This window comes from Streptomyces ferrugineus, from assembly GCF_015160855.1.
GTDB classification, from domain to species: domain Bacteria; phylum Actinomycetota; class Actinomycetes; order Streptomycetales; family Streptomycetaceae; genus Streptomyces; species Streptomyces ferrugineus.
On record NZ_CP063373.1, the window covers coordinates 8,065,652 to 8,085,843 of the forward strand.

Sequence of the window (20,192 nt, forward strand, 5' to 3'; positions counted from 1 at the left end):
TGGGACGTCGGGTCGCGGCCGGGCGCGGCGACCGCGGACGTCAGCGGCTGCGGGGGTCGAGTGCGTCCCGGAGGCCGTCACCGAGCAGGTTGAAGGCCAGCACCGTGACGAAGATCGCGAGGCCGGGAACGATCATGTACTGCGGGTCGACCTCGAAGAAGTCGACGGCCTGGTTGAGCATTCCGCCCCACGACGCCTGGGGCGGCTGGATACCCACGCCGAGGAAGCTCAGCGAGGCTTCGAAGAGGATGTTCGTCGGGATGAGCAGCGTCGCGTAGACGATGATCGGCGCGACGAGGTTGGGCAGGAGTTCCTTGAAGAGGATGTACGGGCCGCCGGCGCCCATCCCCCGGGAGGCGTCGACGAACTCGCGCTCCCGCAGCGCCAGGGTCTGACCGCGCACGATGCGCCCCATGTACGGCCAGTTGAAGAAGCCGATGACGAAGATCAGCACGGAGATGTGCAGGGGCAGCCCTTCGAGGCCGAAGGCACCGCCCTGGAGCGTCGCGGAGATGGCGATGGCGAAGAGGAGCAGCGGGAACGCGAGGAAGGTGTCCATGAGGCGGCTGACGACGGTGTCGACCCGTCCTCCGTAGTAGCCGGCGACCAGGCCCATCACCGTGCCGATGGCGACGGACAGCAGCGTCGCGCCGAAGGCGACGACCAGGGAGACCCAGGAACCCTCCAGGATGCGCGCGAGGATGTCCCGGCCGAACTTCGGCTCGACACCCAGCGGATGGTCCCAGCTCATCCCACCGAAGTCACCCTTGGGCAGAGAGGTGTTGGGGTCGATCAGGTCCTGGTGAAAGGCGTTGGGGTCGAGCCCCAGCACTGCCTGGAGCGGGCGGGACAGGACCGCCACGAGGATGAGCAGCACGACAACGATGCCGCCCGCCACCGCGACCCTGTCGCGCTTGAAACGGGTCCAGGCGATCTGCCCGAGTGACCGGCCCTCGATCTTCTCGGACTCGACCCCCTTCAGCACGACCTCCGGCTGGGCGTCGGCCTGCGATCCGGTGGTCTCGATCGGTGCCGTCACGGTGCGTCTGACCCCTCTCGGCCGACGGTTGTCGGCCCCCCTGGCTGCCGCTGTAGCGGTTGCTCCAACTCGCACACAGAACCTACCGGTCCGTGTCTTGCCGGGAGTCTTCAACGCTTTGGCGATCTGTTACCAGAGCTGGCGAGGAAAGTATGCGCAACCGTGATGCTGGCTGCGAGGTTCCGTTATCCGAACAGTGGATAACGGCCGCCGGACGGACGTCAGTTGGGGCGTATGAGGGCGGACCGGGACCTTCCGATCGTATCTACGCGCGGAGATTCGCCTGGGAAACCGAAGTTGACGGCCCTTTGCGCTGACGACAGCCGGGTCTGCGACCGGTCGGAAGGCCAGCCCATGAATGATCAGTAACGGCCCTGTGGCGGTGGGTAGCCGTAGCCGGCCGCCGGCGCCTGTGCCGGGGCGACGGCGTGCGCCTCGCGGTCGTAGAACGGACGGGCGGCGGCACGCATCCACATCGCGACCGGATCGTCGTCGTCGGACATCGCCACGGTCGACACCGGCAGCCCGTCCGGGACCGCGCCGATCGACTGGAGCATCATCGAGCGCACCGCGTCCACGGCCGGCGGGCTGGTGTCGTACACGTCGAGCCCGATCGCGAGATACGGCGCGCCGAGGGCCGGCTGCACCCAGGCGCGGCGCAGGGAGCGGACGGCGGGGGTGCGGTGGGCGTTCTGTGCGAGCAGGGCGTAGAACTGCGGGATCTCGATGCCGGGTTCCGACAGCCGCAGCGGGCCGGCGGGCTGGCGGTCCAGGCCGGTGGCGATGCGGCGCAGGTCGAGCCAGGGGATGCCGACGCCGCCGCCCGGGGCGTGCGGGTTGAGCCACAGGCCGTAGTGGTCCGGGTAGAGGGTGCGGGCCACGTCGACTCCGTCGACCACCTCGTAACTGCGGTTCCAGCCGCTGGCCGACAGCTCCTGGGCGGAGGTGACGCACGGCGCGTAGCCGTATCCCTCGACCTCCATGTTTCCGTACTGGGCGTCCGGGGAGCCGGACTGGCCGTGCCACAGCAGCATCCAGACCTGGCCGTTGTTCGGGGTGGCGAGGGCGCGCAGGAGGGCCTCGTAGGCGTCGTAGCGCCCGGGCGTCACCTGGCGCAGCATGTGCTCGACCTGTCCGGTCGAGGTGGTGCCGCTCGCGCTCACCTTTTAACCGCCCCTTCGCGAAGTCCGTTTTCGCAACAAGCTTAAGCGTTGAGAGCTCGGGACCTGATGTGGTCTGCGGGCCGCGGGTCGTGCGACGTCAGAAGTCCCGCTGGTAGAAAGGGCGTACCCGCTGCCGCATCCAGTCGATCACCGGATCCTGGGCCACGTCGAGCAGGACCAGGTTGACCGGCCACTGGACCGGGGCACGGCCGAGGGCCCGGGCGAGGGCCTCCATGGGGGCCGCTCGCAGGTCGCCGTCCCAGTGGGAGAGTTCCACGCCTATGAACATCACCGGGGTGGCCGTCTCGATCGCCGCGAGGCAGCGGCGGGCCGTCGCCACCACGCCGGTCCCCGCGAACTCGGCCGACGCCGCCGCGAGGAAGTCGACCGGGTCCTCCTGCCAGTCGGGCTCGTAGAGCTTGACGCGGCCCCCGGAGGTGAGGCCGTCCAGCGGCGTACGGCCCACCCGGCACAGTTCGGCGACCGCCGCCGGCGGGAGGGGGACGCCGACCACGCCGTCCGGGTTCAGGGCGATGCCGACCTGCGGGGGCAGTCCGCGGGCGAACTCCACGGCCGGGGCGACGGTGTACGCCATGTGGGAGCCGACGACCTGGCGGAACTGTTCCTCGGAGCTGAACACCGGGACGTATCCCTGGCCCTCGATCTCCACCGTCGGCAGGTCCAGCGGGCCGCTGTGCGGACCGCCGCCGCCCGGCAGGGGCACCCAGACGAAGCTGCGGCCCAGCACCTCGAGGATCCGGCCGCCCGCCGAGGGCATGCCGAGGGAGGCCGAGAGCACCTCCTCCAGTTCGTTGCCGGGCCAACCGCCGTGCGGATGGAGGTGGGCCGGGGCCGGGAAGTCCGCGGGGAGATCCGCTGGGAAGTCCATCTGTGTCTGACCGCCTGCTGTGAACCACGTCTGAGGCTCAGAAGGCTATCGGGTGTCCGGCCGGTCCGGACCAGGGACGGTCACACCGCGCACGCGACGACAGTCCGACCGCGCGCGTGGCCGCGTGCGTGCGGCTGGTCGGAACGTGCGTGCGGCGGTCGGCGCGTGCGTGCGGCCGCCGGCACGTGCCTGCGGTCGGTCGGCGCGTGCCTGCGGTCGGTCGGCGCGTGCCTGCGGTCGGTCGGCACGTGCCTGCGGCCGGTCGGCACGTGCCTGCGGCCGGTCAGCGTCCCTGCGGCCAGTCGGCGCCTACCTACGGCGGTCAGCGCTTGCCTGCGGCGGTCGCACCGCGCACAACGACAGTCCGACCACGCATGCAGCCGGTCGCCGCGTGCCTGCGACCAGTCGGCGCGTCCCCGCGGCCGGTCAGCCCGTCCCCGCGACCAGTCGGCAGGTGCCGTCGGCGGTCAGCGCTTGCCTGCGGCGGTCGGCACGTGCCTACGCCGGTCGGCGCGTGCATGCGGCGGTCGCACCGCGCACAACGACAGTCCGACCGCGCATGCAGCCGGTCGCCGCGTGCCTGCGACCAGTCGGCGCGTCCCTGCGGCCGGTCGGCACGTCCCTGCGGCCAGTCGGCGCCTACCTACGGCGGTCAGCGCTTGCCTGCGGCGGTCGCACCGCGCACAACGACAGTCCGACCGCGCGTGCGGCCGGAAGGCACGTGCCTGCGGCCAGTCGGCACGTGCCTGCGGTCGGTCGGCGCGTCCCTGCGGCCGGTCGGCGCGTCCCTGCGACCGATCAGCGCGTCCCCGCGGCCAGTCGGCGCGTCCCCGCGGCCGGTCGATCACGGCATGTGGTGGGCTGGGCGCCGTATCGTCCGGCAGCGCCGCATGGCGTCGGCACGGGAGGTCGGGAGCGCACGGGCCGCGGGCGGTCAGCCTGCGAAGCCGATCCGGCGCAGGACGTTCGCCGCCTCCCGGTCCAGCAGCACCGCGGAGTCGCAGCCCCGGGGCAGATGGCCCTTCTCCACCGAGCGCAGCAGGTGGCCGGCGGCCCTGCGGTGGCGCAGGAAGGCGTAGCGCGAGACGCCCCGGCCGCGCTCGCGCTGGCCCTCCAGGGCCGTGTCCGGGGTCACGTCGAGCAGCAGCAGATGCAGCGTGCCGCCGCGGCGGCGGGCCTCGCGGGCCAGCCAGGCGCGTACCCAGGCCTGGGTGCCGCAGTCGTGCACGACGACGCCCTCGCCGGAGCGCAGCGCGCGGCGCAGCCCGGCGTAGTGGGCGAGGCGGACCAGGGGACGGTAGATCGCGTAGGGCAGGAAGCCGGACATACGGGCGTCCCAGCGGTCCCGGGTGTCCTGGGAGTCGATGCGGATGCCCTTCACCGCCCGCCTCATCAGGGTGGACTTGCCGCTGCCGGGCAGGCCGGTGATCACGACGAGGTCCTCGGGGGCGAAGAGCAGCGCGTGCGGACTGTGGCCGGAGCGCTCGCGCAGATCGCGGACCACGGGCGCGGGGCACTGGGCGCGGGCTTCGACACCGGGGGCCGCGGGCTGCTTGGGCAGCGCGATGCCCGAGGTCGTGGCGTACGCCGTGGTGCGGTTCACCGTCATCGTCCTCCTCCGGGGTCAGGATTCCCCATCCCCACTGAGCGTAAAGAGAAGGTAATAGAGGATCTCTCGCTTTTTCGTTCGCTTCCTGCCACAAGCCGGTTACAGACATGCCCTGCCGCGGGGCGGTCCAGGCATGCAATGATGTCCGCGCCAACTGCATACCGGCCGTTTGAATCCGCGCGGGAGAGTTCCCAGCAGTGCAGTGCAGCGCTGGGACGCCGAAGGAGCAAGTCCCTCCCTTGAATCTCTCAGGCCCCGTTACCGCGCGGGCGAGGCACATCTGAAAAGCGGGCCGCCCCCTCGCCCTGGACGACAGGCGAGGCGTGGCCCCACCCAAGGTGCAAGCCGTGATCGTCCCTGTGGCGGTCGTGGCGAACCTCTCAGGTTCCGATGACAGATGGGGAGGAACGACCTCGCCCGTCCTGCCTTGGGAGACGACCGTCCGATGAGCAGTACCCCACTCCGTCACACCGCGCTCGATGCCCTGCATCGCTCGCTCGGCGCGACGATGACCGACTTCGCCGGCTGGGACATGCCCCTGCGCTACGGCTCCGAGCGCGACGAGCACAACGCCGTGCGGACGAAGGCCGGGCTCTTCGATCTCTCCCACATGGGCGAGATCACCGTCACCGGCCCGCAGGCCGCGGCCCTGCTGAACCACGCCCTGGTCGGCAACATCGCCTCCGTCGGCGTCGGCCGCGCCCGCTACACCATGATCTGCCAGGCCGACGGCGGCATCCTGGACGACCTGATCGTCTACCGGCTGGCCGAGACCGAGTACATGGTCGTGGCCAACGCCTCCAACGCCCAGGTGGTGCTGGACGCGCTGGTGGACCGTTCCGCCGGCTTCGACGCCGAGGTGCGTGACGACCGGAACGCGTACGCGCTGCTCGCCGTCCAGGGCCCCGAGTCCCCCGGCATCCTGAAGTCCCTCACCGACGCCGACCTCGACGGCCTGAAGTACTACGCCGGCCTGCCCGGCACCGTCGCCGGAGTCCCCGCGCTCATCGCCCGCACGGGCTACACCGGCGAGGACGGCTTCGAGCTGTTCGTGAAGCCGGAGCACGCCGTCGAGCTGTGGCAGGCGCTGACCAAGGCGGGCGAGGGCGTCGGCCTGGTCCCCTGCGGGCTGTCCTGCCGGGACACGCTGCGCCTGGAGGCGGGCATGCCGCTGTACGGCCATGAGCTGTCGACCTCCCTGACCCCCTTCGACGCCGGGCTCGGCCGGGTGGTGAAGTTCGAGAAGGAGGGCGACTTCGTCGGGCGCGAGGCGCTGGCCGAGGCCGCCGACCGCGCCGATCGGAACCCGCCGCGCGTCCTGGTCGGCCTGATCGCCGAGGGGCGTCGCGTCCCGCGCGCCGGGTACCCGGTCGTCGCCGGCGGCGAGGTCGTCGGCGAGGTCACCTCCGGCGCCCCCTCCCCCACCCTGGGCAAGCCCATCGCCATGGCGTACGTCGACGCCGCGCACTCGGCGCCGGGCACGGCGGGCGTCGGTGTGGACATCCGCGGCAGCCACGAGCCGTACGAGGTCGTGGCGCTGCCGTTCTACAAGCGGCAGAAGTAGCGCCAGAAGAAGAGACTGACAGCGGTGCGTGCGTGGCCCCGCGCACATCCCCCGCCGATCACACACGCGCCGATCACACCTGCATCGTTCCCACCTGCATCGATACATATCGATACATATCGAGCAGTCCCCCTTTCCCACCACTCCCGCGCGTACAGGAGAATTCAGGCCATGAGCAACCCCCAGCAGCTTCGCTACAGCAAGGAGCACGAGTGGCTGTCGACCGCCGAGGACGGCGTCTCGACGGTCGGCATCACGGAGTTCGCGGCGAACGCGCTCGGCGATGTCGTCTACGCCCAGCTCCCCGAGGTCGGCTCGACCGTGACCGCGGGTGAGACCTGCGGCGAGCTGGAGTCGACGAAGTCGGTGTCCGACCTGTACTCCCCGGTCACCGGCGAGGTCACCGAGATCAACGAGGACGTGGTGAACGACCCGGCGCTGGTGAACTCCGCCCCCTTCGAGGGTGGCTGGCTGTTCAAGGTGCGCGTCGCGGAGGAGCCGGCCGACCTGCTCTCCGCCGACGAGTACGTGGCCCACACCGCCGGCTGAGGAGTCGTATCCGCATGTCTTCCCCCATGTCTTCTCCCATGTCCGACAAGTCCCTTCTGAACACGCCCCTGCACGAGCTCGATCCGGCGGTGGCCGCCGCGCTCGACGCCGAGCTGGAGCGTCAGCAGTCGACCCTGGAGATGATCGCCTCCGAGAACTTCGCGCCGGTCGCGGTCATGGAGGCGCAGGGCTCGGTCGCCACCAACAAGTACGCCGAGGGCTACCCCGGCCGCCGTTACTACGGTGGCTGCGAGCACGTCGACGTCGCCGAGCAGATCGCCATCGACCGGGCCAAGGAGCTGTTCGGCGCGGAGTACGCGAATGTGCAACCGCACTCCGGCGCCTCCGCCAACCAGGCCGCCCTGTTCGCCCTCGCCCAGCCCGGCGACACCATCCTCGGCCTGGACCTGGCGCACGGCGGCCACCTCACCCACGGGATGCGGCTGAACTTCTCCGGCAAGCAGTTCAAGGTCGTCCCGTACCACGTGGACGACTCCGGTCTCGTGGACATGGCCGAGGTCGAGCGTCTGGCCAAGGAGCACCGGCCGAAGGTGATCATCGCCGGGTGGTCGGCGTACCCGCGGCAGCTCGACTTCGCCGCGTTCCGGCGGATCGCCGACGAGGTCGGGGCGTATCTGTGGGTGGACATGGCGCACTTCGCGGGGCTGGTCGCGGCGGGGCTGCACCCGAACCCGGTCGAGTACGCGGACGTCGTCACCTCCACCACCCACAAGACCCTGGGCGGGCCGCGCGGCGGCATCATCCTCGCGAGGAAGGACTTCGCGAAGAAGCTGAACTCCTCGGTCTTCCCCGGTTTCCAGGGCGGCCCGCTGGAGCATGTGATCGCGGCCAAGGCGGTGTCCTTCAAGGTCGCCGCGTCGCAGGAGTTCAAGGAGCGCCAGCGCCGTACGGTCGAGGGCGCCAGGATCCTCGCCGAGCGGCTGACGGCGGCCGATGCCCGTGCGGCCGGGGTGAACGTGCTGTCCGGCGGCACGGACGTGCATCTGATCCTGGTCGACCTGCGCGCCTCCGAGCTGGACGGACAGCAGGCCGAGGACCGGCTGCACGAGGTCGGCATCACGGTCAACCGCAACGCCGTCCCCAACGACCCGCGTCCGCCGATGGTGACGTCGGGCCTGCGCATCGGCACCCCCGCCCTGGCCACCCGCGGCTTCACGGCCGAGGACTTCGCCGAGGTCGCGGACGTCATCGCCGAGACGCTGAAGCCGTCCTACGACGCGGACGCGCTCAGGGCCCGGGTCAAGGCACTGGCCGACAAGCACCCGCTGTACCCCGGTCTGAACAAGTAGTTCCTTTTTGTGGGGTGTCCCGCACACTGGTCGGTGAGCGGCGGGGCACCCCGCGGAAACCTTTCGCACCACCCCGTATTGAGGAGTCCCCGTGGCCATCTCGGTCTTCGACCTGTTCTCGATCGGCATCGGCCCGTCAAGCTCCCACACGGTGGGCCCGATGCGCGCGGCGGGCATGTTCGCCCGCCGGCTGCGCAACGAGGGCGTGCTGCCCTCCGTCGCGTCGATACGCTCCGAGCTGTACGGCTCGCTCGGCGCGACCGGCCATGGCCACGGCACCCCCAAGGCGGTGCTGCTCGGCCTGGAGGGCGATTCCCCGCGCACGGTGGACGTGGAGACCGCCGACGAGCGGGTGGAGAGGATCAGGTCGGAGGGCCGGCTCAGGCTCCTCGGCGACCACGAGATCCCCTTCGATTTCGACAAGGACCTCGTGCTGCACCGTCGTAAGGCACTGCCGTACCACGCGAACGGCATGACGCTGTGGGCGTACGACGCCTCCGGCGCCGAGCTGACGTCCAAGACGTACTACTCGGTGGGCGGCGGCTTCGTCGTCGACGAGGACGCGGTCGGCGCGGACCGCATCAAGCTCGACGACACGGTCCTGAAGTACCCCTTCCGCACCGGCGACGAGCTGCTGCGCCTCACGCGGGAGACCGGCCTGTCGATCTCCGCGCTGATGCTGGAGAACGAGCGGGCCTGGCGCACCGAGGACGAGATCCGCACGGGCCTGCTGGAGATCTGGCGGGTGATGCGGGAGTGCGTGACCCGGGGCATGTCGCGCGAGGGCATCCTGCCGGGCGGCCTCAAGGTCCGCCGCCGGGCCTCGAACACGGCCCGCAAGCTGCGCTCCGAGGGCGACCCTAAGGCGCTCGCCATGGAGTGGATCACGCTCTACGCGATGGCGGTGAACGAGGAGAACGCGGCGGGCGGCCGGGTCGTCACCGCCCCCACGAACGGCGCGGCCGGCATCATCCCCGCCGTCCTGCACTACTACATCAACTTCGTACCGGGCGCCGACGAGGACGGCGTCGTCCGCTTCCTCCTCGCCGCCGGCGCCATCGGCATGCTCTTCAAGGAGAACGCGTCCATCTCCGGCGCCGAGGTCGGCTGCCAGGGCGAGGTCGGCTCGGCCTGCTCGATGGCGGCGGGCGCGCTGGCAGAGGTGCTCGGCGGCTCCCCGGAGCAGGTCGAGAACGCCGCGGAGATCGGCATGGAGCACAACCTCGGCCTGACCTGCGACCCGGTCGGCGGCCTCGTCCAGATCCCCTGCATCGAACGCAACGGCATGGCCGCGGTGAAGGCGGTCACGGCGGCCCGGATGGCGATGCGCGGCGACGGCTCGCACAAGGTGTCCCTGGACAAGGTCATCAAGACCATGAAGGACACCGGCGCCGACATGTCGGTCAAGTACAAGGAGACGGCGCGGGGCGGGCTGGCGGTCAACATCATCGAGTGCTGAGAGAACAGGCCCTGACCAGCACGTTCGTGTCTTTCAGTGCTGTCGGGGCCTTCCCTTCTTACTCGGAAGGGGTTCTTGACCTGCGGGTTCGCGGTACGTGATCAACGCCGGATACACCGATCACCCATCGCTGGATGTATTAAATCGATCCCCTGAGCTGACGCGAGGGGTATCATTCGATACATGGACGCTGCGGAGAACTCGCGCCTGGAACAGCGGCTGGCCCGCCTCTCCCCCACATTCACGACGGCGCAGGCACGTCAGGCCCTGCTCTCCCCTCGCGATCTGGCGCACTTGGTCACGGAATCGGAGATAGACGAACTGTCCCGTGGGGTGTACCGGCGGGCAGACGCCCCGGAGACCGCGCACGCGGATCTGCTAGCCGTGTGCGCACGGGCCCCTCGCGCCGTCGTATGCGGTGAATCCGCCCTGGCCCTGCATGAGCTGATCGACGACATCCCCGCAGCAGTACACATCGCCGTGCCGCGCGGTACACGCCGCCCGACGATTTCCTACCCGCCGACCGTGGTGGCGCAGTACGCCGCAAAGACCTTCGGCCTCGGCGTCGAACGGTTCGAAGCGGCCCCGGGAGAGAGCATCCCCGTGTACAACGCGGCCCGCAGCGTCGTCGACGCAATGCGCCACCGCAGCCGCATCGGCGAGACCCTCGCCCTCTCCGCGCTCGGCCGCTACCTGCGCCGAAGCGGACGCGGCGGGGTCGGCGAACTACAGCACATCGCACGCGAGTTGGACGCTCTCTCCGTCATCCGCCCCGCCGTAGAAGCAGTGCTCGCCTGATGGCCAACCCCACCCGCGACACCACCACCGGCCGCGTCTACAACGACCTGCGCAAGCTGGCCCGCCGCAACAGCCGGTCCACGGACGAGGTCATGGTCGAGTACGTCCTCGAACGGTTCCTCTACCGCCTGGCGACATCGCCCCTCGGCCGGGAACACTTCGTCCTCAAGGGTGGCCTGCTGCTCGCCCAGTTCGGCGCACGTCGAATGACTCGCGACATCGACATCCTCGGCCGCTCGTTCCCAGGCACCGAAACCGAGATCATCCGCAGGGTCGCGGCCATCGCCGCCACAGAGATCGACGACGGCGTCGCATTCGATCCCGCGACGCTCAAGACCGTCCCCATTCGTGAGGAGGACGAATACCACGGTCTGCGCCTGTCCATGGCCGCCTCCATCGCCCGAGCACGACTCAAGCTCCAACTCGATATCAGCTTCGGCGACCCCGTCACCCCCGGCCCCAGGATCATCGACTACCCGCAGCAACTCACGACGGGCAGCTTCCAGATCCTCGGCTACCCACTCGCCACCGTCATGGCCGAAAAACTCTCCACCGCCATGTCACTCGGCGACCTCAACACCCGCGACCGCGATTACGGCGACCTCTACCGCCTGCTCACCCTCAACGACCTGGATGGCCAGGAACTCACCACAGCGCTGACCGCCACCGCCACACACCGCGGCATCGCCCTGAAACCCCTCAGCACCACCATCACCGACCTCGGTGAGCGGCGCCAGACCTCGTACGCCGCCTGGCGCCACCGACAAGGCACCGCCGCAACGAGCTACCCCGAACGCTTCACGGACGTCGTCCGGCAGGTCACTGCCTTCGCAGACACACTTCTCAACGGCGACGCCGTCACCCTCACTTGGAGTGCGGCGACCCTCACGTGGTCATGAACCAGACCTGGCCGACCGACCAGGCCTTCGGGGCGAACCCGGAACCTACGTAGTGCGAGTGCGGGGTTCACCGAAGCCATCGCATGCCGCCCGAGCATCAACTGCCAATCCCGCAAGCGACCAAGCATGCCAAAACTGCAGGTCAGTCAACCCCATGATCAACAGCTGTCCACAGGTAGGTCAAGTACAAGGAGACGGCGCGGGGCGGGCTGGCGGTCAACATCATCGAGTGCTGACAATTCCGCATCAGGTACGCGTCAGCAGTGGCACGGTGGGGCATACACCCAATCCAACTCCTCTCCCCCCACCGGCACTTCAGGGAGTCCCCCCATGATCCGCGGCATCGATGTCAGCGCGTACCAGTCGTCGTCCTACGGCACCGATGGCCTGTCCTTCGTCTTCATCAAGGCGACGGAGGGCCGCTCCTACATCAACCCCAAACTCGCCGCCCAGACGAAACGCGCCCGCGACGCCGGCCTGGTCGTCGGCTTCTACCACTTCCTGTGGCCAGGCAACATCTCCGCCCAGGCCGAGTACTTCGTCAGCAAGGCCCCCGAGAAGGCGGGCGACATCCTCGCCGTCGACTGGGAGACAACGAGCGAGGGGACGCACGCGAGCAACGCGCAGAAGGACCTGTTCATCCGGAAGGTGAAGGAGAAGCGGCCGAACAACCCGGTCATCCTCTACTGCAACCGGAACTACTGGCTGAACGTGGACACCACGTCCTACGCCGGCGACGGCCTCTGGATCGCCGACTACGTCACGGCGGGCAAGCCCCGCATCCAGGCCAAGTGGCGCTTCCACCAGTACACGGACAACCCGCTGGACAAGAACGTGGCGGATTTCTCCAGCAAGGCCGCCCTGCGGGAATGGGCCGAGAACGCATGACGAAGGGGCGCCCTTCCCGCTGGGGAGGGCGCCCCTTCCAGGGGCGTCACTTGCTCAGGAAGGCCCAGAACTCGTCGAACGACAGCAGCTTGTCGCCGTTGAGGTCACGGCTCTTGATGATCGCCTCGGCGACGGACTCGGTCACGTTCCAGTCGCCGCCCTGAGCCAGGGCGGACTTGAACTCGGCTGCGGTGATGGTGCCGTCACCGTCCGCATCGATGCGCTCGAACTGCTTGCGTGCTTCCTCGATGTCGATCTGCGCCACCGATCCGCCCCTTTTCGTCGTACTCTTCGTCGCACGTTGATGTCGTGCCTTGACGTTTTTGCTGACGACGGTCAGATTAACCGGCCACGCGTGCCTCCAACGCGGCGACCACCCACGCGAACTCCGCACGGTAGGTCGCCTCGGGCCCGCGGCCCTTCACGACCGACACCAACTCCCGATAGCGGGCGACCTCGTCGCTCACCGTGGACTTCAGGCGTGCGAGTACGGCGGCCGGGTCGGCGTCGCCGAGCAGGTCCCGCAGGATCCGCCCGGCCTCGGGCGACTCCGGCGCGATGCCCTGTCCTCGTGCCTCGGCGGCCAGCTGCACCAGCTTGCGGGAGAACCACATCGACGCCCCGGCAGGCGTCCCGGCTCCTCGGTCGGCCGCGTTGAACTCGGCCACCTGCCGCATCCGCGCCCGGAACCGGGGGTCCTGGAGCAGCTCGGCCAGCTCCACCCAGGCGTCCACCTGCTCGGCCGTCGCCTCGTCGGGCAGATCCACGGCCATCTCCCGCATCCGGTCGCGGATCACGGGATCCGCCGTGTCCAGGCCGTGGAACATCTCGTCCACGAATTCCTCCAGGATCCGTCGCCGTTCGGCTGCCGACAGTCGGGCGAGTCTGTTCATCAGCGTCATCTCCTCAGCGGTCGAGCCGCGTCGCGCCACGGTCGACAGCACCGCACGGGTCACCTTCAAGGAACGGATCTGGGCGTCCAGCGCGGCGACGTGCGCGGCCGCGACCGACGCCACGTCCTTCTCGCCGCTGATCACCTCGCGTACGTCGGCCAGGCCCAGACCCAGCTCGCGCAGGGTGCGGATCAGCTCCAGGCGGGCGACGGACTCGGCGTCGTAGAGGCGATAGCCGCCCGACGAGCGGGTCACCGGGTGCAGGACGCCCTCGTCGGACCAGTAGCGGATGGTCCGGACGGTGAGTCCGGTGACCCGGGCCAGCTCGCCGATGGTGAGAAGTCCGGTGCCGTCTTCGATCATGTCTGCGAGTGTGGGCCTTCCAGTGGGTGGAGACTCAAGGAGCGCGAGGATGGCGGGGTGGCGGCCGTGACGGAGACCTTGCGGGACATCCTGGACGCGGCGGCACGGGGTGTCTTCCCACCGCCGGACGGCCGTACGACGGTCGTGCCCCAGCCGTCTCCCCGGAGCGCGGGCGTCGTCGCCTTCACCGCGCACTCGGTCGTCTTCACGGACGAGGATCCGCGGTGGGTGTACGACACCCTGCGCGCGGCGGACTGCGACGCCCTCGCCGCGACGATGAACCCACGGTTCCTGGCGGCCTTGATGGAGCGGACGGGACGTACGACCGAGACCATCGACTCGGTCCTGGTCGGCACCCCGCTCCCGGGTGAGCCGCCGCTCGCCCTGAAGGAGATCGCGGACGCATGCCATCCCCGGATCGGCTACGCCCAAGGGCGGCGCGACGAGGTGCGCGCCTGGGCGGTGGAGGGCGGTGTGCTGGTGATGGGGCGCGGGGTCGCCGGGCGGCTGGAGGTGTCGGTGGAGGTGGACGAGTCCGTACGGCGGCGGGGGCTGGGGCGGCTGCTGGTGACCACGGCCCGGCATCTCGTGACCGAGCCGCTGTGGGCGCAGGTGGCGCCGGGGAACGCCCGCAGTGTGCGGGCGTTCCTGGCGGCCGGCTATCGGCCGGTGGGCGCGGAAATGCTGCTGCACGGCACGTAGACGTGCGCCGGGCATCTTCACCCGTTCGGCGGCGTGTCCGATGACCGGGGGCAACCTTTCGTCGGCTAGCGGAAGATGCCGGTGTGGCCGAGGGAGTAGCGGCCCGGCTGCGGGTAGACGGCGAGACCGTGCGGGCCCTCGCCGACCTCGATGCGGGCGAGTTCCTCACCGGTGCGGGTGTCGATGGCGTACACCTCGGAGTCATAGCGTCCCGAGAGCCACAGGACCTTGCCGTCGGCGGAGACGCCGCCCATGTCGGGGCTGCCGCCGTCGGGGAGGTGCCACTTCTTGGTGAGCTTGTCGCGGGTGAAGTCGAAGACGGAGACGCTGCCTTCGCCGCGGTTGGAGACGTACATCTCGCGGGAGTCGCGGCTGACGTAGAGGCCGTGGCAGCCCTTGCCGGTGGGCAGCAGCTTCGGGGTGTCGAACTTGTCGCCGTCCAGCACCCACATGCCGTCGGCCATCATGTCGGCGATGTAGAACTTCTTGCCGTCCGGGGAGACCTTGACGTCCTGCGGCATGGCGCCGTCGAAGGGGAGTTTCTGCTGGCCGACGACCTTCATCTTCTCGGTGTCGACCTTGAGGAGTTCACCGCTGAACTCGCAGGAGACGATGAAGTAGCGGCCGTCGAGCGAGAAGTCGGCGTGGTTGACGCCGTAGCAGGTGACCGGCTCGGTCTTGAGGCGCTTCATGGTGTGGGGGTCGCGGAAGACGAGTTCGCGGTCGAGGGAGGCCATGACGACGGCGTACTTGCCGTTGGGGGTGAAGTAGAGGTTGTAGGGGTCGTGGACCTTCACCTCCTTGCCCGCCTTGCCGGTCCTGGGGTCGATGGGGGTGAGGGTGTGGCCGCGGTTGTTGTTGACCCAGAGGGTCTTCAGATCCCAGGACGGGACGACGTGCTGGGGCTGGCGGCCGACGGCGATGGTGTCGATGATCTTGTAGGTCTTGGGGTCGATGACGGAGACGGTGTCCGACTCGGTGTTGGGGACGTAGACGCGGGAGGGGAAGTCCTTGACGACCGGGGAGAGCTTGTTGGGGCGGTCGGCGGCGTAGACGTCCTTCGGGTCCAGGACGGGGGGCATGCCGGGGAGGCCCCGGACGGTCTGCTCCTTCGCCGGGGCGGGCACGGCGGCCTGGGTGCCGTGGGGTGATTCGGGGTGGTGGCGGTCCCTGCCCTTGGCGGACTCGGTGCCGCAGGCGGCGAGGGCGAGGAGAGGGAGGGCGGCGAGGAGGGTGCGGTGCGTGCGGTGGGGGCGATTCATCGGCAGTTCTTCCGGTACGGCGCGGGTGGGGGCGCGGCGGTCACCAAAGATCACCGCACCATTTAATGAGCATTACGCCGAAAATCACGCTATTTACCCGATAAGCGGCGACTACGGGTCGCCGTCGCCGGCCTGGGAATCGCCGAGCCCGTTGATGAAGCCGTTACGACGAGGTCGTCGCGGCGCCGAAGGAGATGGTGGAGTCCCTGAAGGTCGGCGACCCGTCCGCGCCGGGGAGCCCGCCTCTGCGTCACTCCCGTCCTGGCCGTGATCGCCTACGACTCGTCGTACGGCCTGTCCGGAGGTGTCTGGTCGTCAAGCACCGACAGGGCCATGGCCGTTGCCCGTCGGCTCCGCACCGGAACGGTCACCCTCAATGGTTCGCCCATCGGCTTCGACGGGGCGCGAGTACGGCATGGCCGGTCTCTCCGAGTACGTCGAGCAGGAGACGATCGCCCACCACAACCCCTAGCGGTCCGCCACCCTCATCTCGAACCAGGTCGTCTTGCCACGCGGCAGCAGATCCACGCCCCAGCGGTCGGAGAGTTTGTCGACGAGGAACAGGCCCCGGCCGCTGACGTCCATCTCCTGGACCGGCATCAGGCAGGGCAGGCCGCGGGACGGGTCGCGGACCTCGATGCGGATCCAGCCCCGGCGGCGGCGCATGCGGAGGCCGAAGACGCGGGCGCCGGTGTGGCGGACGGCGTTGCCGACCAGTTCCGAGACGAGCAGGACCGCGTCCTCCGCCATCTTGGGGGTGAGGCCCCACTGGCGCAGAACGACCACCTGGGCCAGTCGGCGCGCCGTAGCGGCGGACTCGGGGCGGGACGGGAGCGGAACCTCGGCCTCCGTGGGATTGCCGAACAGTTCCAGCGCCTTTGATGCAGCTTCGTCCTCGACCGCCGGCGACCAGCGTGCCGCAGTCGCACGGCCGTTTCCCCGCGGGTGTTCGACACCCTCCAGCCCCGCCATGCCCCCATCATGGCCGCCCGTGGCGCCCCCCGGGGCCGTTCCGGAGGAATACACCCCCCGGAAGACCTCATTCCGGATCATCCGACTGGCATATGACACCGGCAGTTCGGAGGCCTTCACAGCCCGTCTGGCCTGCGACGAAGGGTCCACTGGCGGCAATCGACGGGCTCCCTCGACAAGACAGGCTTAAGGTTGCCTTAAGGCTGCCATAAACCGCCCCATCGAGGGACCCCGGATCAGACATCCCGTCAATTACAAGGGACGCGGACGACTTTGGAGGCGGGCAGCCGTCAGCGGAACTTCGCCTTGCCCGGGCCCTCCTCCACGAAGCTCCGCATCCCCCGCTCCCGGTCCTCCGTCGCGAACAGCCCCGCGAACCAGCTCCGTTCCACCGCCAGGCCGGTCTCGATGTCCGTCTCCAGGCCCGTGTCGATCGACTCCTTGGCCGCGCGCAGCGCGATGGCCGGGCCCTGAGCCAGCTTCGCCGCCCAGGCGTGCGCCTCCGCGTAGACCTGGTCCGGCGCCACGACACGGTCCACCAGGCCCAACTCCCGCGCCTCGTCGGCCTTGACCATGCGACCCGTGAAGATCAGGTCCTTCGCCTTGGACGGGCCGATCAGCCGGGCCAGCCGCTGGGTGCCGCCCGCGCCCGGGATCAGGCCGAGCAGGATCTCCGGCTGGCCCAGCTTGGCGTTGTCCCCGGCGATCCGGTAGTCCGCGCACAGCGCCAACTCGCAGCCGCCGCCGAGCGCGTAGCCCGTCACCGCCGCCACCACCGGCTTCGGGATCCGGGCGACCGCCGTGAACGACTCCTGCAACGCCCGGGAGCGCAGGACCATCGCGGTGTGGTCCATGGCCTGCATCTCCTTGATGTCCGCGCCCGCCGCGAACACCTTGTCCCCGCCGTAGATCACCACGGCGCGTACGTCGTCCCGCCGGGTCGCCTCCTCGGCGAGTTCCTTGAGCCGGTCCTGGGTGGCGACGTCCAGCGCGTTCATGGGCGGGCGGTCGAGACGGAGGGTGCCGACGCCTTCGGCGACTTCGAGATTCACGGTCATGCGAGCAGGTTAACGGGGGCTAACGGCTACGGCCCCGGTGCCGTACCTCACATCGAGGCGGGCGCCGGGGCCGTACGTCCGAAAGGGGGCCCTAGGCCTTCCACTTCTCCCACGACATGTTCCAGCCGTTCAGGCCGTTGTCGGGGGCGACCGTCGCGTCGTTGGAGTTCTTCACCACCACCACGTCGCCGATCATCGAGTGGTTGAAGAACCACGCGGCCGGTGTCCCGCTGTCGTAGGCGCCCTTGACGTCGCGCAGGCCGATGCAGCCGTGGCTGGCGTTGTAGTTGCCGAAGGCGCCGCCGCCCCAGTAGTTGCCGTGGATGAAGGTGCCGGAGTCGGTCAGGCGGGTGGCGTGCGGGACGTCCTTGATGTCGTACTCGCCCTCGTAGCCGACCGTGTCGCCGTTCATCCGGGTCTGGACGAACTTCTCGGTCATCACCATCTGGCCGTTCCAGGTGTCGTACCCGGGCTTGCCGGTGGTGACGGGGATGGTCTTGACGACCTTGCCGTCCTGGGTGACCTTCATCTGCCTGGTCTTCACGTCGACGACCGAGACCTGGTTGCGGCCGATGGTGAAGGTGACCTTCTTGTCCTGCTCGCCGTAGACGCCGGGGCGGCCCTCCACGCCGTCGAGGTTGAGCTCGACCGTGACCTTCGTGCCGGTCTTCCAGTACTTCTCGGGACGGAAGTCCAGGCGGTCGTTGCCGAACCAGTGGCCCGCGACCTCGACGGCCGGCTCGGTCTTGATGGTGATCGCCTTCTCGACGTCCTCCGGGTTGGTGATGCCCCGGGTGAAGCGGAGGGAGAACGGCATTCCGACGCCGACCTTGGAGCCGTCCTCGGGAGTGAAGCGTCCGATGAAGGTGTTCTTCGGAGTCAGAGTGGTGAAGTCGGCCTCCTTGGCGGCCTCCAGGCCCGCGGAGTCCTTGGCGACCGCGTGCACCGAGTACGTGGTGGCCGCGGCGAGGTGCGTGGACGGCGTCCAGGTCGCACCGTCACCGGATATCTCGCCGTCTATCGCGTTGCCCTTGGCGTCCTTGACCTCGACGCTCGTCAGCTTGCCCTTGGCCGCGGTCACCTTCAGCGCCCCGCTGGTGTCGACGGACTTCGCGCCGTCGCCCGGCGCTATGGTCACGACCGCCTGGGACTTCTCGGCCTTGGCCGTGCCGGCGTCCCCGCCCTTCCCGTTCCCGGCGCCCGAGTCCGATCCACCGCCCCCGCCGCACGCGGTGACGGCGAGCAGCAGCGCCCCCGCCACCACGGAGAGCCCCTTGCGGCTCCGTCCTCGCGCCCCCACCGACGCCCCCGATATCGGCCGCACGTTCAAGTCCTACTCCCCTCCCCGGGCACCAAGGCCCCGTCCCCCCGCGCGCCCGCCGCGCGCATCGGCGCATATTAACCTCCAGGCCAGGGGCGTCGGCGCCGTCTGTTTGTCACCGTTCCGTTCCAACATCGGCAGTTGGCCGGCTGTTCGGGCGGCGCACCGCAACTCACCCCCCTGTCGGATTACTTCACCGCACTACCTGCCTTCCACTCCTTCCAGCCCATATTCCATCCTCCGAGGCCATTGTCGGGAGCGACCTTTTTGTCTTTGCTGCGGACGACTTCGACGACGTCCCCGACCAGGCTGCGGTCGAAGAACCAGCCCGCGGGCGTGTCGGAGCCGCCGCCCTTGACGTCCATGAGGCCGACGCAGCCGTGGCTGACATTGGTCCGGCCGAAGATCGAGGCGTCGGCCCAGTAGTTGCCGTGCAGGAAGGTGCCGGAGTCGGTCAGGCGCATGGCGTGCGGGACGTCGGGGATGTCGTACTCGCCCTTGCCGTTCTTCTTCTTGAAGCCGACGGTGGCGCCGTTCATGCGGGTCAGTTCGAGCATCTCGGTGACCACCATCTTGCCGTTGTAGGTGGTGGTCTTCGGGGCGCCCGCGGTCACGGGGACGGTGGCGAGCAGTTCGTCGTCGCGCCGGACCTCCATGGTGTGCTTGGCGGCGTCGACGAGCGAGGCCTGATGGCGGCCGACGGTGAAGGAGAACGTCTTGTACTGGAGGCCGTAGACCCCGGGTGCCCCCTCGACGTCCCGCAGGCGCAGGGCGACGGTGACCCTGGTGCCGGGCTTCCAGTAGGTCCGGGGGCGGAAGTCGAGGCGGGCCCTGCCGAACCAGTGCGGGCTGACCTCCACGGCCGGCTCGGCGGTGACCTGGACGGCGCGTTCGACGGCCGCCCGGTCGCGGATCTCCCGGTTGAACTCCAGGGAGACGATCATCCCGGTGCCGACGGTGGAGCGGTTCTCCGGGGCGACGTAGCCGATGAACCGCTCGTCGGGGACGTACGTGGTGAAGGTCGTGTGCCGTGCGCTGCGGCGCCCGTGGCCGTCGAGGGCCACCGCGTCGATCGTGTACTTGGCGGCCAGCGCGAGCCTGTCGTCCTCGGGCTCCCAGCGCAGGCCGTCCTTGGAGATGTGCCCGGGGACGGGGGTCTCCTGGGCGTCCTGGGACTTGACGACCCTGACCGACTCCAGGCGCCCGCTGGGCACGCGGACGAGCAGCCGGTCGTCGGGGCGTGCGCCCTTGGAGCCGTCGTCTGGGGTGACCCGGATGACGTCCTCGGGTGCCGGCGCCTTGCCCAGCATCTCGCCGATGCCGCCGTCCGAAGTACAGCCGGCCGCCCCGGCCAGCAGTCCTGCCCATGTCAGTACGGCGGCCAACGCGGCCCCCGCGCGCCGCGCGCGCCCTTGTGCATGCCTCACGAAGACCCCAACGACCGGGGCGGCCCT

Annotated in this window: 19 protein-coding genes, 1 pseudogene and 2 riboswitches; of the genes and pseudogenes, 9 read left to right on the top strand and 11 right to left on the bottom strand. The window is 69.6% G+C overall.

The features are described from left to right. Positions 1–40: 40 nt before the first annotated feature. The 4 genes from IM697_RS35925 to IM697_RS35940 form a co-directional block, all read right to left on the bottom strand. The gene (locus IM697_RS35925; RefSeq protein WP_194040333.1) at positions 41–1,039 is read right to left on the bottom strand and encodes an ABC transporter permease; all 999 of its coding nucleotides are present in this window, start codon (positions 1,037–1,039) and stop codon (positions 41–43) included. A 362-nt stretch (positions 1,040–1,401) separates the two neighbouring features. Continuing rightward, entirely contained in the window at positions 1,402–2,202 is an 801-nt protein-coding gene (locus IM697_RS35930; RefSeq protein ID WP_194040335.1) for an enhanced serine sensitivity protein SseB C-terminal domain-containing protein, read from the bottom strand. Positions 2,203–2,299: 97 nt separating this feature from the next. Beyond that, positions 2,300–3,091, bottom strand: coding sequence for an enhanced serine sensitivity protein SseB (locus tag IM697_RS35935; RefSeq protein WP_194040337.1), 792 nt, complete (start codon positions 3,089–3,091; stop codon positions 2,300–2,302). Between the two features lie 934 nt (positions 3,092–4,025). Further along, positions 4,026–4,700 (bottom strand): AAA family ATPase, encoded by a 675-nt coding sequence (locus IM697_RS35940; protein ID WP_194040339.1) that lies wholly within the window; start codon positions 4,698–4,700, stop codon positions 4,026–4,028. Positions 4,701–4,870: 170 nt separating this feature from the next. Beyond that, a riboswitch (glycine riboswitch) is annotated at positions 4,871–4,974 on the top strand. After that, positions 4,975–5,107: riboswitch (glycine riboswitch) on the top strand. Positions 5,108–5,145: 38 nt separating this feature from the next. On the opposite strand from IM697_RS35940, the gene gcvT reads away from it, so the two are divergent. The 7 genes from gcvT to IM697_RS35975 all read left to right on the top strand — a co-directional run bounded on the left by gcvT (position 5,146) and on the right by IM697_RS35975 (position 12,167). Then, positions 5,146–6,264 carry a glycine cleavage system aminomethyltransferase GcvT gene (gene gcvT, locus IM697_RS35945; RefSeq protein ID WP_194040341.1) on the top strand — a complete coding sequence of 373 codons (1,119 nt, stop codon included), beginning with the start codon at positions 5,146–5,148 and terminating at the stop codon, positions 6,262–6,264. Between the two features lie 171 nt (positions 6,265–6,435). Next, positions 6,436–6,813 carry a glycine cleavage system protein GcvH gene (gcvH, locus tag IM697_RS35950; protein ID WP_194040343.1) on the top strand — a complete coding sequence of 126 codons (378 nt, stop codon included), beginning with the start codon at positions 6,436–6,438 and terminating at the stop codon, positions 6,811–6,813. A 38-nt stretch (positions 6,814–6,851) separates the two neighbouring features. Further along, complete coding sequence (gene glyA, locus IM697_RS35955; RefSeq protein WP_228045089.1) at positions 6,852–8,123, top strand: serine hydroxymethyltransferase; 1,272 nt, start codon at positions 6,852–6,854, stop codon at positions 8,121–8,123. Positions 8,124–8,214: 91 nt separating this feature from the next. Further along, entirely contained in the window at positions 8,215–9,582 is a 1,368-nt protein-coding gene (locus IM697_RS35960; RefSeq protein ID WP_194040344.1) for an L-serine ammonia-lyase, read from the top strand. 183 nt (positions 9,583–9,765) lie between these two features. After that, complete coding sequence (locus tag IM697_RS35965; protein ID WP_194040346.1) at positions 9,766–10,380, top strand: type IV toxin-antitoxin system AbiEi family antitoxin domain-containing protein; 615 nt, start codon at positions 9,766–9,768, stop codon at positions 10,378–10,380. After that, on the top strand, positions 10,380–11,279 hold the full coding sequence (locus IM697_RS35970; protein ID WP_194040348.1) for a nucleotidyl transferase AbiEii/AbiGii toxin family protein: 900 nt from the start codon (positions 10,380–10,382) through the stop codon (positions 11,277–11,279). Before IM697_RS35965 ends, IM697_RS35970 begins: the two co-directional genes overlap by 1 nt. A 330-nt stretch (positions 11,280–11,609) precedes the next feature. Continuing rightward, positions 11,610–12,167 (top strand): glycoside hydrolase family 25 protein, encoded by a 558-nt coding sequence (locus tag IM697_RS35975; RefSeq protein WP_194040351.1) that lies wholly within the window; start codon positions 11,610–11,612, stop codon positions 12,165–12,167. Between the two features lie 46 nt (positions 12,168–12,213). On the opposite strand, the gene IM697_RS35980 is transcribed toward IM697_RS35975, so the two are convergent. Continuing rightward, on the bottom strand, positions 12,214–12,432 hold the full coding sequence (locus IM697_RS35980) for an EF-hand domain-containing protein (protein ID WP_194040353.1): 219 nt from the start codon (positions 12,430–12,432) through the stop codon (positions 12,214–12,216). 76 nt (positions 12,433–12,508) lie between these two features. Further along, on the bottom strand, positions 12,509–13,423 hold the full coding sequence (locus tag IM697_RS35985; protein WP_194040355.1) for a helix-turn-helix domain-containing protein: 915 nt from the start codon (positions 13,421–13,423) through the stop codon (positions 12,509–12,511). 66 nt (positions 13,424–13,489) lie between these two features. Here IM697_RS35985 and IM697_RS35990 point away from each other — a divergent pair, with 66 nt between their 5' ends. Beyond that, entirely contained in the window at positions 13,490–14,125 is a 636-nt protein-coding gene (locus IM697_RS35990; RefSeq protein ID WP_194040357.1) for a GNAT family N-acetyltransferase, read from the top strand. A gap of 65 nt (positions 14,126–14,190) precedes the next feature. Here the strand turns inward: IM697_RS35990 and IM697_RS35995 are convergent, their stop codons facing one another. Further along, positions 14,191–15,387, bottom strand: coding sequence for a YncE family protein (locus tag IM697_RS35995; protein ID WP_194050020.1), 1,197 nt, complete (start codon positions 15,385–15,387; stop codon positions 14,191–14,193). Between the two features lie 267 nt (positions 15,388–15,654). Between IM697_RS35995 and IM697_RS46115 the strand changes: the two are divergent. Further along, positions 15,655–15,720, top strand: a pseudogene (locus tag IM697_RS46115) (hypothetical protein); the annotation flags it as partial. 135 nt (positions 15,721–15,855) lie between these two features. On the opposite strand, the gene IM697_RS36005 reads toward IM697_RS46115, so the two are convergent. From IM697_RS36005 to IM697_RS36020, 4 genes are all read right to left on the bottom strand, one after another. Then, the gene (locus IM697_RS36005; RefSeq protein WP_194040359.1) at positions 15,856–16,359 is read right to left on the bottom strand and encodes an ATP-binding protein; all 504 of its coding nucleotides are present in this window, start codon (positions 16,357–16,359) and stop codon (positions 15,856–15,858) included. Between the two features lie 290 nt (positions 16,360–16,649). Further along, a complete protein-coding gene (locus tag IM697_RS36010) occupies positions 16,650–17,417 on the bottom strand; it encodes an enoyl-CoA hydratase/isomerase family protein (RefSeq protein ID WP_194040361.1) in 768 nt (255 codons plus the stop codon). Positions 17,418–17,508: 91 nt separating this feature from the next. Further along, a complete protein-coding gene (locus IM697_RS36015) occupies positions 17,509–18,747 on the bottom strand; it encodes a L,D-transpeptidase (RefSeq protein WP_194040363.1) in 1,239 nt (412 codons plus the stop codon). Positions 18,748–18,926: 179 nt separating this feature from the next. Then, positions 18,927–20,165, bottom strand: a complete 1,239-nt coding sequence (locus tag IM697_RS36020; RefSeq protein WP_194040365.1) for a L,D-transpeptidase — start codon at positions 20,163–20,165, stop codon at positions 18,927–18,929. Positions 20,166–20,192: the final 27 nt, after the last annotated feature.

Excerpts from the sequence above, each read along its gene's own strand:
- glyA (WP_228045089.1), top strand. The coding sequence starts at position 6,852 with ATGTCCGACAAGTCCCTTCTGAACACGCCCCTGCACGAGCTCGATCCG.
- IM697_RS35935 (WP_194040337.1), bottom strand. The coding sequence starts at position 3,091 with ATGGACTTCCCAGCGGATCTCCCCGCGGACTTCCCGGCCCCGGCCCAC.
- IM697_RS35965 (WP_194040346.1), top strand. The coding sequence starts at position 9,766 with ATGGACGCTGCGGAGAACTCGCGCCTGGAACAGCGGCTGGCCCGCCTC.
- gcvH (WP_194040343.1), top strand. The coding sequence starts at position 6,436 with ATGAGCAACCCCCAGCAGCTTCGCTACAGCAAGGAGCACGAGTGGCTG.
- IM697_RS35985 (WP_194040355.1), bottom strand. The coding sequence starts at position 13,423 with ATGATCGAAGACGGCACCGGACTTCTCACCATCGGCGAGCTGGCCCGG.
- IM697_RS35940 (WP_194040339.1), bottom strand. The coding sequence starts at position 4,700 with ATGACGGTGAACCGCACCACGGCGTACGCCACGACCTCGGGCATCGCG.
- IM697_RS36010 (WP_194040361.1), bottom strand. The coding sequence starts at position 17,417 with ATGACCGTGAATCTCGAAGTCGCCGAAGGCGTCGGCACCCTCCGTCTC.
- IM697_RS36005 (WP_194040359.1), bottom strand. The coding sequence starts at position 16,359 with ATGGCGGGGCTGGAGGGTGTCGAACACCCGCGGGGAAACGGCCGTGCG.
- IM697_RS35970 (WP_194040348.1), top strand. The coding sequence starts at position 10,380 with ATGGCCAACCCCACCCGCGACACCACCACCGGCCGCGTCTACAACGAC.
- IM697_RS35975 (WP_194040351.1), top strand. The coding sequence starts at position 11,610 with ATGATCCGCGGCATCGATGTCAGCGCGTACCAGTCGTCGTCCTACGGC.
- IM697_RS35995 (WP_194050020.1), bottom strand. The coding sequence starts at position 15,387 with ATGAATCGCCCCCACCGCACGCACCGCACCCTCCTCGCCGCCCTCCCT.
- gcvT (WP_194040341.1), top strand. The coding sequence starts at position 5,146 with ATGAGCAGTACCCCACTCCGTCACACCGCGCTCGATGCCCTGCATCGC.